Annotated in this window: 18 protein-coding genes, 1 tRNA gene and 1 other RNA gene; 16 read left to right on the top strand and 4 right to left on the bottom strand. The window is 29.0% G+C overall.

Annotated elements, in window-relative coordinates:
* The first annotated feature begins 116 nt into the window (after positions 1–116).
* From ACQPUW_RS16010 to ffs, 6 genes are all read left to right on the top strand, one after another.
* On the top strand, positions 117–1,367 hold the full coding sequence (locus ACQPUW_RS16010; RefSeq protein WP_430838499.1) for a hemolysin family protein: 1,251 nt from the start codon (positions 117–119) through the stop codon (positions 1,365–1,367).
* A gap of 64 nt (positions 1,368–1,431) precedes the next feature.
* The gene (locus ACQPUW_RS16005; protein WP_430838469.1) at positions 1,432–1,902 is read left to right on the top strand and encodes a nucleoside deaminase; all 471 of its coding nucleotides are present in this window, start codon (positions 1,432–1,434) and stop codon (positions 1,900–1,902) included.
* Positions 1,903–1,929: 27 nt separating this feature from the next.
* Positions 1,930–2,721: a prolipoprotein diacylglyceryl transferase gene (lgt, locus tag ACQPUW_RS16000; RefSeq protein ID WP_430838498.1), complete on the top strand. Its 792-nt coding sequence runs from the start codon at positions 1,930–1,932 to the stop codon at positions 2,719–2,721.
* Positions 2,722–2,795: 74 nt separating this feature from the next.
* Positions 2,796–3,011 (top strand): hypothetical protein, encoded by a 216-nt coding sequence (locus ACQPUW_RS15995; protein WP_430838468.1) that lies wholly within the window; start codon positions 2,796–2,798, stop codon positions 3,009–3,011.
* 288 nt (positions 3,012–3,299) lie between these two features.
* Positions 3,300–3,389, top strand: a tRNA-Ser gene (locus ACQPUW_RS15990).
* A 3-nt stretch (positions 3,390–3,392) separates the two neighbouring features.
* Positions 3,393–3,657, top strand: an RNA gene (gene ffs / locus ACQPUW_RS15985) — signal recognition particle sRNA large type.
* Positions 3,658–3,981: 324 nt separating this feature from the next.
* On the opposite strand, the gene ACQPUW_RS15980 is transcribed toward ffs, so the two are convergent.
* The 3 genes from ACQPUW_RS15980 to ACQPUW_RS15970 form a co-directional block, all read right to left on the bottom strand.
* Positions 3,982–4,473 carry a dihydrofolate reductase gene (locus ACQPUW_RS15980; protein WP_430838467.1) on the bottom strand — a complete coding sequence of 164 codons (492 nt, stop codon included), beginning with the start codon at positions 4,471–4,473 and terminating at the stop codon, positions 3,982–3,984.
* Positions 4,473–5,264 (bottom strand): thymidylate synthase, encoded by a 792-nt coding sequence (locus tag ACQPUW_RS15975; RefSeq protein WP_430838466.1) that lies wholly within the window; start codon positions 5,262–5,264, stop codon positions 4,473–4,475. Before ACQPUW_RS15975 ends, ACQPUW_RS15980 begins: the two co-directional genes overlap by 1 nt.
* A gap of 99 nt (positions 5,265–5,363) precedes the next feature.
* Positions 5,364–5,981 (bottom strand): hypothetical protein, encoded by a 618-nt coding sequence (locus ACQPUW_RS15970; RefSeq protein ID WP_430838465.1) that lies wholly within the window; start codon positions 5,979–5,981, stop codon positions 5,364–5,366.
* Between the two features lie 298 nt (positions 5,982–6,279).
* Between ACQPUW_RS15970 and dnaX the strand changes: the two genes are divergently transcribed.
* The 5 genes from dnaX (at position 6,280) to ACQPUW_RS15945 (ending at position 9,931) form a co-directional block, all read left to right on the top strand.
* On the top strand, positions 6,280–7,920 hold the full coding sequence (gene dnaX / locus ACQPUW_RS15965) for a DNA polymerase III subunit gamma/tau (protein ID WP_430838464.1): 1,641 nt from the start codon (positions 6,280–6,282) through the stop codon (positions 7,918–7,920).
* 148 nt (positions 7,921–8,068) lie between these two features.
* Positions 8,069–8,407: a YbaB/EbfC family nucleoid-associated protein gene (locus tag ACQPUW_RS15960; RefSeq protein ID WP_204596165.1), complete on the top strand. Its 339-nt coding sequence runs from the start codon at positions 8,069–8,071 to the stop codon at positions 8,405–8,407.
* Between the two features lie 187 nt (positions 8,408–8,594).
* A complete protein-coding gene (recR, locus tag ACQPUW_RS15955; RefSeq protein WP_204596162.1) occupies positions 8,595–9,191 on the top strand; it encodes a recombination mediator RecR in 597 nt (198 codons plus the stop codon).
* A 196-nt stretch (positions 9,192–9,387) separates the two neighbouring features.
* A complete protein-coding gene (locus tag ACQPUW_RS15950) occupies positions 9,388–9,666 on the top strand; it encodes a DUF2508 family protein (RefSeq protein WP_430838463.1) in 279 nt (92 codons plus the stop codon).
* 13 nt (positions 9,667–9,679) lie between these two features.
* Positions 9,680–9,931: a pro-sigmaK processing inhibitor BofA family protein gene (locus ACQPUW_RS15945; protein WP_430838462.1), complete on the top strand. Its 252-nt coding sequence runs from the start codon at positions 9,680–9,682 to the stop codon at positions 9,929–9,931.
* Positions 9,932–9,998: 67 nt separating this feature from the next.
* Here ACQPUW_RS15945 and glsA read toward each other — a convergent pair whose 3' ends face one another.
* Positions 9,999–10,928 carry a glutaminase A gene (gene glsA / locus ACQPUW_RS15940; RefSeq protein ID WP_430838461.1) on the bottom strand — a complete coding sequence of 310 codons (930 nt, stop codon included), beginning with the start codon at positions 10,926–10,928 and terminating at the stop codon, positions 9,999–10,001.
* 520 nt (positions 10,929–11,448) lie between these two features.
* On the opposite strand from glsA, the gene ACQPUW_RS15935 reads away from it, so the two are divergent.
* The 5 genes from ACQPUW_RS15935 to ACQPUW_RS15915 all read left to right on the top strand — a co-directional run bounded on the left by ACQPUW_RS15935 (position 11,449) and on the right by ACQPUW_RS15915 (position 17,326).
* Positions 11,449–12,939 (top strand): phosphomannomutase/phosphoglucomutase, encoded by a 1,491-nt coding sequence (locus ACQPUW_RS15935; protein ID WP_430838460.1) that lies wholly within the window; start codon positions 11,449–11,451, stop codon positions 12,937–12,939.
* A gap of 303 nt (positions 12,940–13,242) precedes the next feature.
* Positions 13,243–14,157 (top strand): ABC transporter ATP-binding protein, encoded by a 915-nt coding sequence (locus ACQPUW_RS15930; protein ID WP_430838458.1) that lies wholly within the window; start codon positions 13,243–13,245, stop codon positions 14,155–14,157.
* Entirely contained in the window at positions 14,157–15,422 is a 1,266-nt protein-coding gene (locus ACQPUW_RS15925; protein ID WP_430838457.1) for an ABC transporter permease subunit, read from the top strand. The genes ACQPUW_RS15930 and ACQPUW_RS15925 overlap by 1 nt, the downstream gene beginning before the upstream one ends.
* A 206-nt stretch (positions 15,423–15,628) precedes the next feature.
* Entirely contained in the window at positions 15,629–15,805 is a 177-nt protein-coding gene (locus tag ACQPUW_RS15920) for a hypothetical protein (protein ID WP_430838456.1), read from the top strand.
* Positions 15,806–15,829: 24 nt separating this feature from the next.
* Entirely contained in the window at positions 15,830–17,326 is a 1,497-nt protein-coding gene (locus tag ACQPUW_RS15915; protein WP_430838455.1) for a carboxypeptidase M32, read from the top strand.
* The last annotated feature ends 542 nt before the right edge of the window (positions 17,327–17,868 follow it).

Here is a 17,868-nt window from a genome sequence, read left to right as displayed (position 1 = left end):
TTTTTTATGGCATATAATAAGGCGTAGAAATATATAAAATTTTTTTAGTATATGATATAATGGAAAATAATATAATAAAATAACTAAAATTGTGAATTGTGGGAGAGTGATAATTGTTGGACTCTAGTTATACGGGGCAGATGATTTTATTATTAGTACTTCTTGTTTTATCAGCGTTCTTTTCTATGTCAGAGACTGCGCTTATGTCATTAAGTAAGATTAGAATAAGACACATGGTTGAAGAGGGAGTAAAAGGAGCTAAGTTAGTAGAAAAGTTAATAGAGGATCCAAATAAGCTTTTAGGAGCTATTTTAATAGGTAATAATATAGTAAATATAGGTGCATCAGCTATAGCTACATCACTTGCTGTTAAAGTATCAGGTGGAAGCGAAAGCGCTGTTGTAGTTGTAACTGCAGTTATGACTGTTTTAATTCTAATTTTCGGTGAAATTACTCCAAAGTCTATTGCAAAGCAAAAGTCAGAAGAAGTATCTTTAAAGGTTAGTAAACCTATAAAGTTATGTGTGTTTATATTCAAGCCTTTTGTAGCAATATTTACTGTTATTTCATCAGTATTTATTAGATTATTTGGAGGAGATCCAAAGGCAACAGAACCATTTATTACAGAAGAAGAACTTAAAACAATGGTTGGTGTAAGTGAAGAAGAGGGTGTCCTTGAAGATGTTGAAAAAGAGATGATTTTTAATGTTTTTGATTTTGCTGATCTTCAAGTTAAAGATGTAATGGTTCAAAGAGTAGATGTTACAGCTGTTGACGTAAATGATTCATATGAGGATTTATTAAAGATCATAAAAGAAGATCAATACTCAAGAATTCCTGTTTATGATGATACTATAGATGATATAATTGGAGTACTTAATGTTAAGGATCTTATAATAGCAGGATATAAAGGTGGAGAATTTAAAGTAACTGAATATATGCGTGAACCTTTATATACATTTGAATTTAAGAAGATAACTGAACTTTTCAATGAAATGAAAAAATCAAGAAATCATATGGCAGTTGTACTTGATGAATATGGCGGAACTGTTGGTATAGTAACAATTGAAGACTTAGTTGAAGAAATTGTTGGTGATATTCAAGATGAGTATGATAAAGAAAGAGATATGATTGAAGTAATAAAGGAAGATGAATATGTAGTGGACGGAAGTGCCAGACTAGATGATATAAGTGATCTTATAGGAGTTAATATGGAATCAGAAGAATTTGACTCTGTAGGTGGGCTTATTATAGGTGCACTTGGAAGGATTCCTGAAGAGCATGAAGAAGTAGTAATAGATAGAATTAGATTTGTCGTTGAAGAAGTTGAAAAAAATAGAATAATGAAAGTAAGGATATATACTTAAAATTAAAAGGACGGCAGGGTGCTGTCCTTTAATTATATAATTTTATAATTGAAGTGGTGATTTTATGAATTACATAGATTTAGCATTAGAAGAAGGAAAAAAGGCACTAGAAATTGGAGAAATACCAGTTGGAGCAGTAATTGTAAAGGATAATAAAGTTATTGGAAAGGGATATAATTTAAAAGAAAGTAGGAAAAGTATTATTGCACATGCAGAGATAATTGCCATAGAAGAGGCGTGTAAGACTATTGGAGATTGGAGATTAAATGGGGCGGAAATGTATGTAACTTTAGAGCCATGTCCAATGTGTGCAAGTGCTATAATACAGAGCAGAATATCAAGGCTTCATATAGGTACATTTAATAAAGATATGGGGGCTTGTGGATCTGTTATTGATATTGTGAACAATAGATATTTAAATTCTTATATACATATAAATTGGTTATATAACGAAGAATGTAGCAAGCTTATAACTAATTTTTTTAAAAATAAAAGAAATGAGAAAAAACTTTATAAAAAAGTAATGAAGAAATAACCATTATCTGTTATATTATAGAAAAACATAAGGAGGTACGAGATGAACAATCCAGTGGCATTTGAAATTTATGGCTTTAAGGTTATGTGGTATGGAATTCTTATAGGATTAGGTATAATTCTAGCATTTATATTAGCTTATAAAAATGCTAAGAAAAAAGGATTAGATTTTGATGTATTAATAGATGTATTCTTAATTTCTTTTCCTTGTGCAATAATAGGAGCTAGAGCATATTATGTAATATTTGAGTGGAGCAATTATAAAGATAACTTATCAGATATATTTAGGATAAGAGAGGGTGGTCTTGCAATCCATGGAGGGCTTATTGGTGCATTTTTAGCTGCGTTCATATACACAAGAATTAAGAAAATAAACTTCTTAGCATATGCAGATTTAGTTGCACCATCAATTATATTGGCTCAAGCTGTTGGTAGATGGGGAAACTTTATGAACAGTGAAGCTCATGGTGGGCCTGTATCACGTGAGTTTATATCAAAATTCCCTGAATTTATTCAAAATGGTATGTATATAAATGGACAATATTATCATCCAACATTTTTATATGAATCAATATGGGACGTCTTAGTTTGCATAATATTAGTTATCATACTATATAAAGTCAAAAAAGGATATGAGGGAGTAGTAATAAGTTCATATATGATATTATACTCAATTGGAAGATTCTTTATTGAGGGGCTTAGGACAGATAGTCTTATGTTTATGGGACTTAGAATGGCACAACTTATATCACTTGCAGGAATAGTGATCGGGATAATATTTATATTTATTATAGTAAAGAAGAATAAAAATAGAATCTAGTTTATAAGCTCTTAAATATTTAGAATTAGGTATTTAAGAGCTGTTTTATTATAATATATATTAGAGGTGATTGTATGTTTTCAAATAAACTTACGCATATATTGAGCGCTATTGAGATAATTGGACTAATATCAATGATATTTATTCATAACAATGTAATTAGAATAGCCATATTTGTATTATTAATGCCAATATTTTTAATAAATGGACAAATAAAAAAGCAATTGTATGCTGAAGAGAGAGAGGCTAATAGTAATAAAAAGAGTGATGATAAAAATATTAAAAAATAAATTTTATAAAAAATAAGTATTATATTATCTATAAACATACAAAAGGTAGATGTATTTATCTAATTTTTATATGTTTATTATAATTTAATAAGTAAAATTAAAGTGAATTAAAAAATATTGCAACAATAAAAATATAAGCATTTTAAGGGTAAATCTTTCTATTGAACTAAAATAGTATTTATGATAGAATGAAAAAGTATCAAAACTAAATATCGTTTTATAACGGATTTAGTATATTAAGTTTAATTGTAGGTAAAACTATTTAAGCTTAATAATTAAATACTTTATGGAGAGATGTCCGAGTGGTCGAAGGAGCACGCCTGGAACGCGTGTGTAGGGGAAACTCTACCGTGGGTTCAAATCCCACTCTCTCCGCCAGAACCGTGCTAGATGGGGAGTTAGCGGTGCCCTGTAACCTGCAATCCGCTACAGCAGGGTCGAATTCCTCGGGGAGGCTTTAGTTTGTACGGCCTGCCCTATGTAAGTGGTGTTGATGGCTGGGTCCCACGCAACGGGAGCCCATGAATCTTGTCAGGTCCGGAAGGAAGCAGCAATAAGTGGATCCTTTCGTGTGCCGTGGATAAATCTGGCCTGAGCTAACTGCATAGGTAACGCGTATAAGCTACTGTCGAAGCGAGGTGCACGGTTTTTTAATGTTAATTTTGAATATTAAAGTACATATTCAATAAAATAATTTAATTCGGTTACTCTTCAATAGGATTAACAATATAGGACAAAAACAATAGGATAAGAAAGTGAGGGAACTTTGCAAGCCAAGAAGTAAAGAGCCCTCTTTTTCTTGTTAAAGATAAAATAAATCTATACAAAATATTTATAACTATATATTTTGTATAGATTTATTTATATAATGAATTAATTTTTTTATATTTATTCTACTAAAGATTAGATTATTATGGTTGATTTATATATAAAAATAAAAAAAGCTACCTCATTTTTAGAGGTAGCTTTTTTACTTTCTAATAAGATCTATAAATTCAAAGATTAATCCACTTTTCTCATCAGTTTTATCACCAGATTTGTGGATAACTTCCCAGTTATTCATATCAATCTGTGGAAAGAATGTATCTGCATCAAAATCTTTCTTAACTTTTGTTAAGTATAACTTATCTGCATAAGGCATAAGTAAATTATATATCTCCCCGCCACCAATTATAAATATTTCTTCAGCTGAGTTTTTATAATTACTTATAACTTCATCTAAGTTATGAATTACAGTTACTTTATCAGAGTCTACGCTGAAATTTATATCTCTAGTAAGAACTATATGTGGTCTGTTTGGAAGTATTCCAGGAAGAGATTCAAATGTTTTTCTTCCCATAAGTATTTTATGACCAGAAGTTATTTCTTTAAATCTTTTAAGGTCTTCTGAAATATGCCATAAAAGAGAATTATCTTTACCTATTGCATTATTTTGAGCAGTGGCAACTATTATTGATAACATTAAACTGATACCTCCATTTTTATTGATGGGTGATACTTATAGTCTTCTAATTTAATGTCATCAGGTGTAAAGTCATAGAAGTCCTTAATCTCTGGATTAATCCAAAGCTTTGGAGCCTCATAAGCTTCATTTCTTCTTGTTAATTGAAGTTTCATTCCCTCAACTTGGTTTTCGTAAATATGTGCATTATTTATAACATGAGTAAATAATCCTGGTTTTAATCCAGTAACTTGAGCTATAAGGTGAACAAGAACTGCATATTGAGTAGTATTAAAAGGCACTCCAAGTGGAATATCTCCTGAACGTTGTACAAGCATACAGTTTAATCTATCATCTGTTACATCCCACATAGTAAGGAAGCAGCATGGATGAAGAGCTCCAGTATCTAGATATGGAATTTGCCAAAGGTTAATCATCATTCTTCTATCTTGTGGATTATTTTTAAGTGCATCTATTAATTTATCTAATTGATTAAATTTTTTAACAACCCAACCGTATGATGTTCCTATTGTTCCATCATCCATCATCCATTCGTTCCAAATCTTAACGTTTTGTTCTTGCAATTTCTTAACGCTGTTTGATTGATCTTTATATATCCATAAAAGCTCCTTAACAGCTGTCTTAAAGGCAACAAATTTAGTTGTTAATATAGGAAATTCTCTTTCTAAGTCAAATTGAAGTATTTGATGAGGAATTTTATATGTAGCAACTCCAGTTCTATTTTGATCGTAATATCCGTGGTCTAGAATTTTCTCTACAATATCAAGGTATTGTTTATCATATAAGCTCATTTAAAATTCTCCTTTCATTTTATCAGCATATTATTATCATATTATTTTAACATATAAAAAGGATTATTTGTGACAGAAAAAAAAGCATTGATTTATAAATTAAACCAATGCTATGTGTAGACACATTAATATTATAAATATTATTCCTAAAACTTTGTGTACATGAATAACCTTATTAAATATTCTAAACATACCTGTTATAAGCATGAATATTAAATCTATAAGTGCTAATATTCCTAATATATATCCTATAGTCCATTTAAATCCTAAATACAAAAAGATATATGCATGTATCAATATTATGGATATTGCTAATACAGCTATTGGTACATGAAATTTCTGAAATATCTTAGATATAGATACAATAAAAGATTTAGTTTTTTTAAAGATAACACTGCTTAGAAAACTATCTTGTTTTTCATGTGGAATATCTAATTTAAATTTGTTTAAAAATGAGTTTAATATTTTTAGTCCATTACTATTAAGGGATTTAATTATAAATCTTAAAATAAATAGCCCTATGGCTAAGAAAAAGCAAATTTCTGCAAATGTAGCTAGATTCTTGGCTATATCCTTTAAATATTTATTATTAAAACCACCTAAATAATTATTTGTAGTTGAATAATATATAAAATATAAACTAAAAGATATTAGTATTAATCCTATAAAAAAGAATAATAAGTTTCTTTTTTGAAAAGGTAATAATTTCTTTTTCATATAAATCACCTTCCTAAGTTTTTATAAAATAGTTCTTTAAATTATTCTACAATAATAAATATTTGAATGTTTGAATATGTATTAAAAGTTTAATTTTATTATTATAGTTTTAACAAGTTATAATAGATTAGATTTGATTAAGAATTAATAAGTATATAAATATTAATTTAAGACAAGTAGAGTCAATTTAAGAAGTATTAAGTGAAAGAGTCATTATATTTATAAATTGTATAAATAATATGCTTATTAGTGTATAATTAATATAGACTTTAACTTTAGAAAAAGAGGTGACAAAACCTTGGCATATACAGCGTTATATAGAGAATGGAGACCAAAGACATTTGGAGATGTGGTAGGTCAAGAACATATAACTACAACACTTAAAAATCAAATATTAAACGAAAGAATAGCACATGCATATCTTTTCTGTGGTACAAGGGGAACTGGTAAAACATCAACAGCTAAGGTATTTGCAAAGGCTTTAAATTGTACTGATTTAAGAGATGGAGAGCCATGTAATGAATGTGAAATGTGCAAAAAGATAAATGAAGGGCTTGCAATAGATGTTACAGAACTAGATGCAGCTTCAAACAATGGGGTAGATAAAATAAGAGACATTATAGATGACTCCAAATATCCTCCTCAAGAGGCTAGATATAAAGTTTATATAATGGATGAGGTTCATATGCTTTCAACAGGAGCCGTTAATGCATTCCTTAAAACTTTAGAAGAGCCACCTGCAAATGTGATATTTATTCTAGCGACAACAGATCCTCAAAAACTTCCTATAACAATACTTTCAAGATGTCAAAGATTCGATTTTAAAAGAATTAGTAATAAAGAAATTACAGCAAGACTTAGAGAAATTGCTGAAAATAAAGGAGTTTTTGCAGAGGATAAGAGTTTGGATCTTATTGCAAGAGTATCAGATGGTGCTATGAGAGATTCACTTAGTATATTAGATCAAGCAATTGCTATGGGTGATGGTAATGTAGATTATGATGAATTAGTATCGATGCTTGGATTAGTTACTAATGAATATCTCTTTGAAGTAACTTCAGCTACTATAGAGAGAAACATTGAAGATGCGATGACTATAATCGATAAGATAGTTTATGCAGGTAAAGATGTATTCCTATTTATTAAGGATTTGATAGCTCACTATAGAAATCTTCTTATGATTAAAGTTACAAATAATCCAGAAGAAGTACTTGATATGTCTCTTGAAAATATTGCTTTAGTAAAAGAGCAAGGAGACAGAATAAGAGTTGAAGAAATAATGAGAAGTATAAGAATACTTCAAGAGGCTGAAGGCAATGCTAAGATGTCAAAGCAAGCAAGGCTTTACTTAGAGCTTGCTATAATAAAGATATGTAAAATTGAGTATGATACATCAAACGAGGTTATACTTGGTAGATTGAATAGATTAGAATCAGCCTTAAAATCAGGAAAGATAAAAGTTGCAACTTCTAATCAAACTACAAGTACAGATGGAGCAGCTAATATTAATGATTTAAAAAGACAAGTAGCAGCTAAGAATCAAAACAATAGTCAATCTGTAGAAAATAACATTAAACGAGATGAAAATCTTTCAACTAATGTAAGTATTCAAAGTGTAAAATCAGCTTGGAAAGATATATTAGAAGAATTAAAAAATAGAAGAGCAATGATAGTATATGCATCAATAACAACAGGAAAACCTGTTGATTGCAAAGATGGAGTTATAACGGTTCAATATACTGATCAGTACTCATTTAATAAAGAGAGATTAGAAAAAGCTGAGAATAATAAATTAGTAAATGAAGTATTCTCAGAAGTTTTAAGAAATAATGTAAGAGTTAGATTTACAGTTTCTGATGAGCAAAAAGAAAATGCAGCTCCAGAGCAAGTTCTAAGTGATGTCATTGGAGCAGATTTTTTAGAGATTATTGATGAATAAAGACTAATACTATTTGGTACACTATAAAAATTTAAGGCATAAATTATATAATAAACATATAGATAAATACTAATAGGTTATGTATAGTAAAGTTATAAAAAATACTATATAATTAAAATTAGATTTTATTATTAAGGAGGACATATATATGGCAAAAGGTGGATTCCCAGGCGGCATGGGAGGAATGAATAACTTAATGAAACAAGCGCAAAAGATGCAAAAGCAAATGGAGCAAATGCAAAAAGATCTTGAAGAACAAGAATTCGTTGCATCAGTTGGAGGCGGAGCTGTAACTGTAACTGCAAATGGTAAAAAAGATATATTAGCTATTAACATAAAGCCAGAAGTTGTTGATGAAGACGACGTAGAAATGTTAGAAGATTTAGTTCTAAGCGCAGTAAACGAAGCATTAAGAAAAGCAGAAGAAGAAACTGCAAACAAGATGGGTAAAGTAACTGGTGGAATGAACATACCAGGATTATTTTAATTAATATATATTTTGAAAGACCAACTTTTAGTTGGTCTTTTTTTTACTAGATATAAATATAGACTCTATAATAACTTAATGTTTATTTAATCTTTATTAAGTTGTTAAATAATATAAACTATATTAAACTACTATTATAGTTTTTAGTGATAATTATTGAAAATAGAGATTTGAAAGGAAGAGGGTTATGGAATTTTATCCAGTTGCGATAGAGAAATTAATAGAGGAATTTGCTAAGTTGCCAAGTATAGGTCAAAAGACGGCACAAAGGTTAACGCTTCATGTATTAAACTTACCAGAGGATGAAGTAAAAGAATTTGCAGAAGCATTAGTAAAGGCTAGAGGAACAATTAAATATTGTTCAGTTTGTGGTAATTTTACTGATTCAGATCCTTGTGCTATATGTGCAAATCCAAATAGAGATAAGAGTACTATATGTGTAGTAGAACAACCAAAAGATATAATGACTATGGAAAAGGTTAAAGAATATAATGGAGTTTATCATGTTCTTCATGGAAATCTTTCACCAATGCAAGGTAGAGGACCACAAGATATTAGAATAAGAGAATTAGTTTCTAGAATGAGAGAAGAAATTAAAGAGGTTATTATAGCTACAAACCCTAATATAGAAGGTGAGGCTACAGCTATGTATATAGCAAAAATACTTAAACCTTTAGATGTTAAGGTAACAAGAATAGCTGCTGGTATACCAGTGGGTGGAGATCTAGAGTATGCTGATGAAGTAACTCTTTCAAAAGCATTAGAGGGAAGAACTCAAATATAAAAAGAAGGACTCAAAAAAATTGAGTCCTTAATATAGATGGGAGTTAGAAGTTTTGTTTGAGAATGAGTGAAAAGCTTCTTATGATAATAATGTATGATGATATTTGAAAATGTGTTACTAAATTTTTAATAGCTTGCATACTAATTACAATTTTTGGATAAAATTTAATTATAAATGAATTTTAAGGGGTTAGTATATGAATAAAAATTTTATAGTTAAATATCTTAGGGGAGTAATTGGTTACAGAAGTGAAAAAAGGGACTTGCTAATGGCAATTGAAGGTGCAAAGGCTGAAATGGAGATTGCAAATAGTATTTTTGAAAATGTAGAAGATCCATTACTTATAGAGGTGGCTATATATGCAGAGCAAGCCGCTAAAAAAAGATATGCATATTTGGTGGATCAAGCTAAGAAAAAAGGAATTAAAGCTAACAGAAGATATATTATAAATAAAAATCTAAGACTAGCAGAATAAAGAGGTGTTTTTAATGGTAGATGCTAAGTTACTTGTATATGGGCTTATTGGATTAGTAGTTTTATATGTTATTATAAGATTATTAAAATGGCCAATTAAATTGTTGTTAAACGGAATATTTGGAGTTGTATTATTATATATAGTCAACGTAATCGGAGCAGGGTTTGGATTCCATATAGCTATTAATATTATTACTGCATTAATTGCTGGTATATTTGGAATACCTGGTGTAGCAGCTCTTATATTATTTCAAATGTTTTTATAGAAAAGAACCAAGCTAAATTAATTTAGCTTGGTTCTTTTATCTTAATTAAATCTTTAATACCTCTTGCTTATCTAAAGATATCTAATTTTAATTTAGCGTTGATATCATTAAGTAATTTAATACTAGCAACACTATTTCCAGGCACATCTAATGCAGGACTAAATAATCCAATACCACATTTACTTGGAACTGCTGATAGTATTCCGCCACCTACACCACTCTTTGATGGAAGACCAATGTGAACTGAGAAAGTACCAGATTCATCATATAATCCGCAAGTAGTCATTAAAGATTTAACTACTGTAGCTGTTTCAATTGGGAATAATCTTTCATTATTCCAAGGGCATACACCTTCATTTGCAAGAACAGCACCCATTCTAGATAGACCAACTGCTGTTACTTCCATAGAACATTGTCTAAAGTATGTGTCTAGTATATCAGGAACATCTCCTTCAATCATGTTATTACCTTTCATGTAATAAGCTAATGATCTATTTATATCTCCAGTTCTTTTTTCTGATAAGTATATCTCAGTGTTTAATTTAACGCCATCATCACCCATGATTTTCTTGAAAAATTCTAAAATTCTAGCTGAACGCTCTTCAGTATCTTTTCCTTTTACTAAAGATGTTGTTGCAATTGCTCCAGCATTTATAAATGGATTTGTTGGTTTATTTCTATGGTTTATTTGCATATTTAATATTGAATTAAATGCAAAACCAGTAGGTTCAGTATCAATTTTCTTAAATACTTCTTCTAACCCATTATCTAAAGTTGCAAGTATAAGAGTTGGAACTTTAGAGATACTTTCGATAGCAAATCTTGCATTATAATCACCAGCAAAATATTCTTTATTGCTTTCTAAATCATAAATTGCAACACCTAATTGATTAGGGTCTACTACTGCAAGACCAGGAATGTATGTTGCTACATGACCATCCTTAATATACTTTTTATTCTTTTCTACTAATTCTTCTAAGTCATTATTGTTAATCATAAAATCACCCCGTAGTATTAATTTTCTAGTTATTCACATCATCTTAAATCGCTTAACCAAAGCATAGCACTTTGAATTTTGCTATTCAATAAACGCTTTATGAATATTTGCATATATTTGTAAAAATAATAAGAATGAGGATTTTACCTATATTTAAAGCAATATTAAAGGTAAAATAATTTTAGTATTTTCATGGAAAAATTATTTGAAATTTATACTGAAAAAAGAACTAGAGTATACTCTAGTTCTTGTTGTTATAGTTATTTTATACAGCTAGTTTGCTTTGGATTTATGTATTTAAAAATTAATAATTTAATAATAAAAAGTATATGCTATTAACAAATAGAGTAGAAATTTTTTTAATTAAATGTTTACAGCAAAAATTTAAAAAGTATTATATATTATTTATTGTGATAAGCCTTTATACAGCTTGTGTAAAGGTTTAGGCAGTGTAACAAAAGATTAGATAGAAATTATATATTATCTTAAGGTAGTAATAGTTTAAATATAAGGAGTAGCAATGAACAAAAGGTTAGAAGAATTAAAAAGCGGAACTGATATAAGAGGTATAGCAATTAAAAATAGATACAAAGAAGTAAACTTATCTAAAGATGAAGTAAGAGAAATAGCAACAGGATTTTATAATTGGCTTGTAAAAGAAAAGGATTCAAATTCTTTAAAAGTAGCTATAGGATGCGATTCAAGATTATCAGGAGAAGAGTTAAAGGCAGTATTTATAGACACAATAAGAGAATTAGGTTGTGACGTTTATGATTGTAGTATGGCTACAACACCAGCTATGTTTATGTCAACTGTAATGGATGGATATAAATGTGATGGTGCAGCAATGATAACAGCAAGTCATTTACCTTTCTATTATAATGGAATAAAATTCTTTACAGATAAAGGTGGAGTAGAAAAAGCTGATATAGATGAAATAGTAGATTTATCAGAAGTTAATAAAATCACTACAAAGAATATAGGTAAGCTAGAAAAAAGAAATCTTATTGATGATTATTCAAAAATTTTAGTAGATAAAATAAGAATTGGCGCAGATAGTAAGAGTAATTTTGATAAACCTCTTGATGGATTAAATATAATAGTAGATGCTGGAAATGGTGCTGGTGGATTCTTTGCAGAAAAGGTACTTAAAGAATTAGGGGCAAACACATCAGGAAGTCAATTTTTAGATCCAGATGGCAATTTCCCAAATCATATTCCTAATCCTGAAAATAAAGAAGCTATAGAGTCAATATGTGAAGCTGTAAAAAGAAATAACAGTGATATTGGAATAATATTTGATACAGATGTTGATAGAGCTGCAATCGTGGATAAAAATGGGAATCCAATAAATAAAGATGCACTTATAGCATTAATATCAGAAATAATTCTTAAAGAGTATCCAAATAGCACAATAGTTACAGATTCAGTTACAACTGAAGGTCTTGGAAGATTTATTGAAAGTAAAGGTGGAAGACATCATAGATTTAAAAGAGGATATAAAAATGTAATAAATGAGGGTATTAGATTAAATAAAGAAGGCGCAGAATGTCATCTTGCAATAGAAACTTCAGGTCATGCAGCTATAAAAGAAAATTATTTTTTAGATGATGGAGCATTTTTAGTATCAAAAATATTAATTGAAGCTTCAAAATTACATGAAGAAGGAAGAGAGATTGGAAGCCTTATAGATAATCTTGAAGAGCCTTTAGAAAAAGTCGAGTATAGAATAAATATAGAAAAAGATAACTATAGAGAGTTTGGAGAAGGGATTCTAAAGGATTTAGAGGAACTAGTTAAAGGCCATATTTCATGGAAATTACCTGAGAAGAATTATGAGGGAGTAAGAGTTATGTGTCCATCAGAAAAAGAAGATGGATGGTTTTTATTAAGATTATCCCTTCATGAACCACTATTAGCATTAAATATTCAATCAGATGCAGAAGGTGGAGCTGATGCGATGGTAGAATCAATAAAAAGATTTTTAGAAAAATATAATATGAAATTTTAAATTAGGATATAACAAATAACTCAAAATAATATATAAATAATTAAAGCTTTAGGTAGTTAATTTTAAATATTAATTACTTAGAGCTTTTTTGTATATCTAAGTTTATTCCATTAGAAATTTTGTATTGTCTTTACAATGTAATATTAGAGGGTATTGAGTTACTCTTAATAATTATGGGTAGACTTTTTACAATTCTATTTGGATAATTAAGGAATTATTAAGAAATTAATAAGAAAATACTCCTCTTTATATTAAGATTTAATGTTTAGAATTATATTATAGTAATCACTGGAGGGGTAGTTAATGAATGTTTTAGAGGTGAAAAACCTTAAAAAGGTTATTGGTAAAAGAGAAATAATAAAAGATTTAAACTTTACAGTTAAAGAAGGGGAGATATACGGCTTCTTAGGGCCTAATGGAGCTGGTAAGACAACAACAATTAGAATGTTAGTTGGTCTTATATCACAAACATCAGGTGAAGTTAGAATTTGTGGAGCAAATCTTAAAGATAATAAAGAGAAAGCATTAAAGGATGTAGGGGCTGTAGTTGAAAATCCTGAGCTTTATAAGTATCTTTCAGGAAGAGAAAATCTTATGCAAATTGCAAGAATAAGAAAAGTATCAAAGGAAGAGGTAGAAGAATTAATAAAGCTTGTTGGATTAGAAAACAGAATAAATGATAAAGTAAAGAAATATTCTCTTGGTATGAAACAGAGATTAGGTCTTGCTGCAGCACTTATCGGAAATCCAAAACTTTTAATATTAGACGAACCAACAAATGGACTTGATCCATCAGGAATTATAGATTTTAGAAACATAGTAAAGAGCGCTTCAAGAGAAAGAGGAATGGCTGTATTTGTATCTTCACATATATTAAGTGAAGTTCAACAACTTTGTGATAGAGTAGCATTTATTAATGATGGTGTTATAAAAGCAGTAGAAAATATGAATGAAGCTGTACAAGGAACAGAAAAAGAAAGTCTTACATTAGTTGCAAAGAATGATGATGAAATAGTACTTAAGGTGTTGAGGAATCAACCATTTGTATTAACTTCAGAGAAATCAGAAGACGGAATAAATATTGTTATAGACTCAGGAACAACTCCAGAACTTGTAAAAGCCTTAGTAAAAGAAGATATTTTAATTGAAGAAATATTTAAAAACAGAGAAGGCTTAGAGCAAAGGTATATGGAGCTTGTTGAAGGAGGTATAAGATAATGATATTTACTCTAATAAAAAATGAACTTATTAAGATAACAAGAAGGGGTAAGACTTGGGTAGTATTTGGACTATTTGCATTAGCTATGGTAGGATTTATATTTATGGCAAAAATAAGTGCAAATCAAATGGCTTATTGGCAATCACCTGAAGGTCAGATTGAGAATATAGACAACCAATTAAAGTGGAGAAAAGACGATTTAAAATATAATGAAGAGCACTTAAAGGAAATTGAGAAGAACTCATCTTCTGCAGCAGATATAGAAAATGCTAAAAGTAATATAGAGTATACAAAAGATGATATAAAAAGATTAGAAGCTGACAGAAAGATACAAGAGAAACTTATAGGTCAAGAAACTCCAGATTGGAGGATTGCAGTTAAATCAGAGATTGCTAGCTTAAAGAGTGAATTAGAAAAAGCAAAAGTAGAAGGTTATGCTAGTAAAGAGCATACAGATAGTACCAATAAGCAAATTGAAAGAAACCAATATTTCTTAGACAATGATATAAAGCCAATACAATCATGGGAGTTCTACCCTAGTAATTTTGGAATACAAGTTATGATGATGCTTGGTATGGTTATACTAGTTGCAGGAATTGCAGTATTTATGAGTGATATAATATCAGGGGAATGTACTCCAGCAACACTTAAATTCTTATTAGTTCAACCAATTTCAAGAGGAAAAGTAGTATTATCTAAATTTATTGCTATAATAATAACTGTAGTAAGTATGATATGTGGACTTGAAGTCGCAACATTTGGTATAATTGGAGCTTTCACAGGATTTGATGCAATGAAAATGCCAGTTGAATTGGCTTTAAAATATCAGATTAATCAAGAGGTTTTAATTCAGCAAGGATTTAAGCAATTAGATTTAGTTGCAAATTCAGGATATAACTCAACAATGGGTGAGTTTGTACTTAAGAGCTTTTTACTGCAAGTATTATTTATTATTGCATGTTGTGCATTTATATTTATGATATCTGCTTTATTTAAAAGTAGTATGATAACAATGGCAGTTTCAGTAATTGTTTCAGTGGCAGCTACAATGTTACCTATGATGAGCCAAAAGATTGGAGAGTATGCACATCTTATATTCTTAAATTACGGTAATACACCAAGTATAATTCAAGGAGATATAGCATACAATTATTCCAACGTAAACTTTACACCGCAACTTGGTGCTATACTTATGATTGGAACTATAATAGTTTCATATATAGTAGCCCATGTAGTATTTAGTAAGAGAGATATGCTTGTATAGTATATTTGAATATAAAAAAGTTAGAGATTGATCTCTAACTTTTTTAGTTTATATTTCTTATAATTAATTCATTTAAATCTTTACGCATATTAGAATATTCTTCAGCTTCTAAACTATTTATAAATATTAATATACTTACTATAAGTAGAGAAGAGTTGTATTTCTTTGATATAATAAATTATATAAATCAAAAGAGGAGTGTTTTTATGTCAGCAGGAATTGCAGTAAATTGTGTAGATTGTCCAGAAAAAAGAGATGGAAATTGTGATGGAAAGGATCTACAATGCGTTTGTTTTAAGTGTCCAAGAAAATTAAGTGAATGTATAGTAACTAAGTATTGTAGGGAAACTGAATCTGTATTATATTTTGGACCTGAATATTAATTTAAAGGAGATGAATTGGGGCTTATGAGAGAAGCAAAGTTAAGGGAACTTAAAAGTTATATTGAAAGTATTTCTAAAATGAATTCAGCTTTAGAGCTTATTTATTGGGATATGCAAACTAAAATGCCTAAAAAGGCAATAGAACAACGTTCAGGTATTATAGAACATTTATCTGGAGAGATATTTAGGATGACAACTTCTGATAGAATGGGAGAACTTTTAGACTACTTTGTTTGTAATGTAGAGGGTCTATCAGATAAAGATAAGGCTATAATAAAACATGCTAGAAAAGAGTATGATGAAACAAAGAAGATTCCAGAAGAGAGATATAGAGAATTTGTAATAGCGCAAGCATTATCAGAAGGTGCATGGGAAGAAGCTAAAGAGAAAAAGGATTTTGAAATATTTAAGCCGCATCTAAAAAAGATGATAGATTTTCAAAGGGAATTCGTAGAATACTGGGGCTATAAGGATAATAAATACGATACACTTTTAGATAAATATGAAGAAGGCTTAACTGTAAAAAAGCTTGATAATATATTTAGTGAGCTTAAAAAAGGAATACTAAATATATTAAGCAAAATAGAAAAAAGTGAAAAGAAGATTAATAGAGACTTTTTACTTGGAAAGTTCGATAAAAAGTCTCAGGAAAAGTTTGCTTTATTTATTCTAAATAAAATGGGATATGATCTTCAAGCAGGGAGACTTGATGAAAGCGTACATCCATTTACTATAAGTTTTGGGAATAAAGATGTAAGAATCACAACAAATTATGATAATGAAGATTTTACATCCGCTTTATTTAGCTCCATACATGAAGGTGGTCATGGCATATTTGATCAAGATGTTCCAGAGGAACTTCAAAGAACAGGTCTTGATACATCTCTTTCAATGAGTATTCATGAATCACAGTCAAGATTTTATGAAAACATATTAGGAAGAAGTAAAGAATTCTGGGAATACTTTTTCCCTTTTGCAAAGTACGAATTTAGTGAATTTAAAGATGTAAGCCTAGAAGAATTCTATGAAGCAATAAATTATGTTGAGTCATCACTTATAAGAACAGAGTCTGATGAGCTAACATATAGTCTTCATATAATAATTAGATATGAAATAGAAAAGGCTCTTATAAATGGAGATTTAGATATTGATGATGTTAAAGAAGAGTGGAATAAGAAATATAGAGATTATTTAGGAGTAGAGCCTAAAAATGATAGTGAAGGAATACTTCAAGATGTTCATTGGTCAGATGGTTCCTTTGGATATTTTCCAAGTTATGCATTAGGAAATATTTATGGAGCTCAGATGCTACATGTAATGAAAAAAGAATATAATGGAATGTATGATGATATAAGAAAAGGTGAATTGGGTGGAATCCATATGTGGCTTTATGAAAATATCCATAAGTATGGAGCTATATATTCACCTAGTGAACTTATAAAAAATATTAGTAATGAAGAATTAAATTGCAAATATTTCTTAGATTACTTAGAAAAAAAGTACTTAAATATATATAAATAGATAGATAAATTTGTTAAGACCGACATTTGCTTTTATATTAAGGTTAGTGTATTGGTCTTTTTTTTATGCTTAAATGGTATGAATTTAAGTGCAAATGGCAAAAAGAGAAAAAATATAAGAGAAAAATAGTATATATGAGTAAACGACTATGAATACTAGGACATTAACTATTAATAATTAACCCAATAAATGAGTTAAATGTATAAAATTGTAACCATATATAAAAGAAAGTGAAGTTTTTAAATAAAAAGTAATTATTAGGTATAAATTGATTATAATGAAATATTAAGGTAAACGTTTAACGTAAGTAATATAGCCATTACTTAAAATTAATAATTATATGAAATTTATTAATTATATGCGTGAAGTGGCTATTTTAAAGGCTTTGAGGGGTACTTGTAAAATTTACAGAATGAATTTGGTAAGAAAACTAAGAATAGGTAAGAATGCGAGATTATTTATAGGGATTTATTCCTGTAATCAAAATTTATAGTTGATTTGAATATTTTGGGTTTGAAAACAGCGTTTTACATAGAAAATGA

Origin of the sequence: Clostridium sardiniense (genome assembly GCF_050584765.1) — a bacterium.
GTDB classification, from domain to species: domain Bacteria; phylum Bacillota; class Clostridia; order Clostridiales; family Clostridiaceae; genus Clostridium; species Clostridium sardiniense_A.
This window is presented reverse-complemented; position numbering and strand designations above follow the sequence as displayed.

Excerpts from the sequence above, each read along its gene's own strand:
- ACQPUW_RS16005 (WP_430838469.1), top strand. The coding sequence starts at position 1,432 with ATGAATTACATAGATTTAGCATTAGAAGAAGGAAAAAAGGCACTAGAA.
- ACQPUW_RS15995 (WP_430838468.1), top strand. The coding sequence starts at position 2,796 with ATGTTTTCAAATAAACTTACGCATATATTGAGCGCTATTGAGATAATT.
- ACQPUW_RS15980 (WP_430838467.1), bottom strand. The coding sequence starts at position 4,473 with ATGTTATCAATAATAGTTGCCACTGCTCAAAATAATGCAATAGGTAAA.
- ACQPUW_RS15975 (WP_430838466.1), bottom strand. The coding sequence starts at position 5,264 with ATGAGCTTATATGATAAACAATACCTTGATATTGTAGAGAAAATTCTA.
- ACQPUW_RS15970 (WP_430838465.1), bottom strand. The coding sequence starts at position 5,981 with ATGAAAAAGAAATTATTACCTTTTCAAAAAAGAAACTTATTATTCTTT.
- ACQPUW_RS15960 (WP_204596165.1), top strand. The coding sequence starts at position 8,069 with ATGGCAAAAGGTGGATTCCCAGGCGGCATGGGAGGAATGAATAACTTA.
- recR (WP_204596162.1), top strand. The coding sequence starts at position 8,595 with ATGGAATTTTATCCAGTTGCGATAGAGAAATTAATAGAGGAATTTGCT.
- ACQPUW_RS15950 (WP_430838463.1), top strand. The coding sequence starts at position 9,388 with ATGAATAAAAATTTTATAGTTAAATATCTTAGGGGAGTAATTGGTTAC.
- ACQPUW_RS15945 (WP_430838462.1), top strand. The coding sequence starts at position 9,680 with ATGGTAGATGCTAAGTTACTTGTATATGGGCTTATTGGATTAGTAGTT.
- glsA (WP_430838461.1), bottom strand. The coding sequence starts at position 10,928 with ATGATTAACAATAATGACTTAGAAGAATTAGTAGAAAAGAATAAAAAG.
- ACQPUW_RS15935 (WP_430838460.1), top strand. The coding sequence starts at position 11,449 with ATGAACAAAAGGTTAGAAGAATTAAAAAGCGGAACTGATATAAGAGGT.
- ACQPUW_RS15930 (WP_430838458.1), top strand. The coding sequence starts at position 13,243 with ATGAATGTTTTAGAGGTGAAAAACCTTAAAAAGGTTATTGGTAAAAGA.
- ACQPUW_RS15925 (WP_430838457.1), top strand. The coding sequence starts at position 14,157 with ATGATATTTACTCTAATAAAAAATGAACTTATTAAGATAACAAGAAGG.
- ACQPUW_RS15920 (WP_430838456.1), top strand. The coding sequence starts at position 15,629 with ATGTCAGCAGGAATTGCAGTAAATTGTGTAGATTGTCCAGAAAAAAGA.
- ACQPUW_RS15915 (WP_430838455.1), top strand. The coding sequence starts at position 15,830 with ATGAGAGAAGCAAAGTTAAGGGAACTTAAAAGTTATATTGAAAGTATT.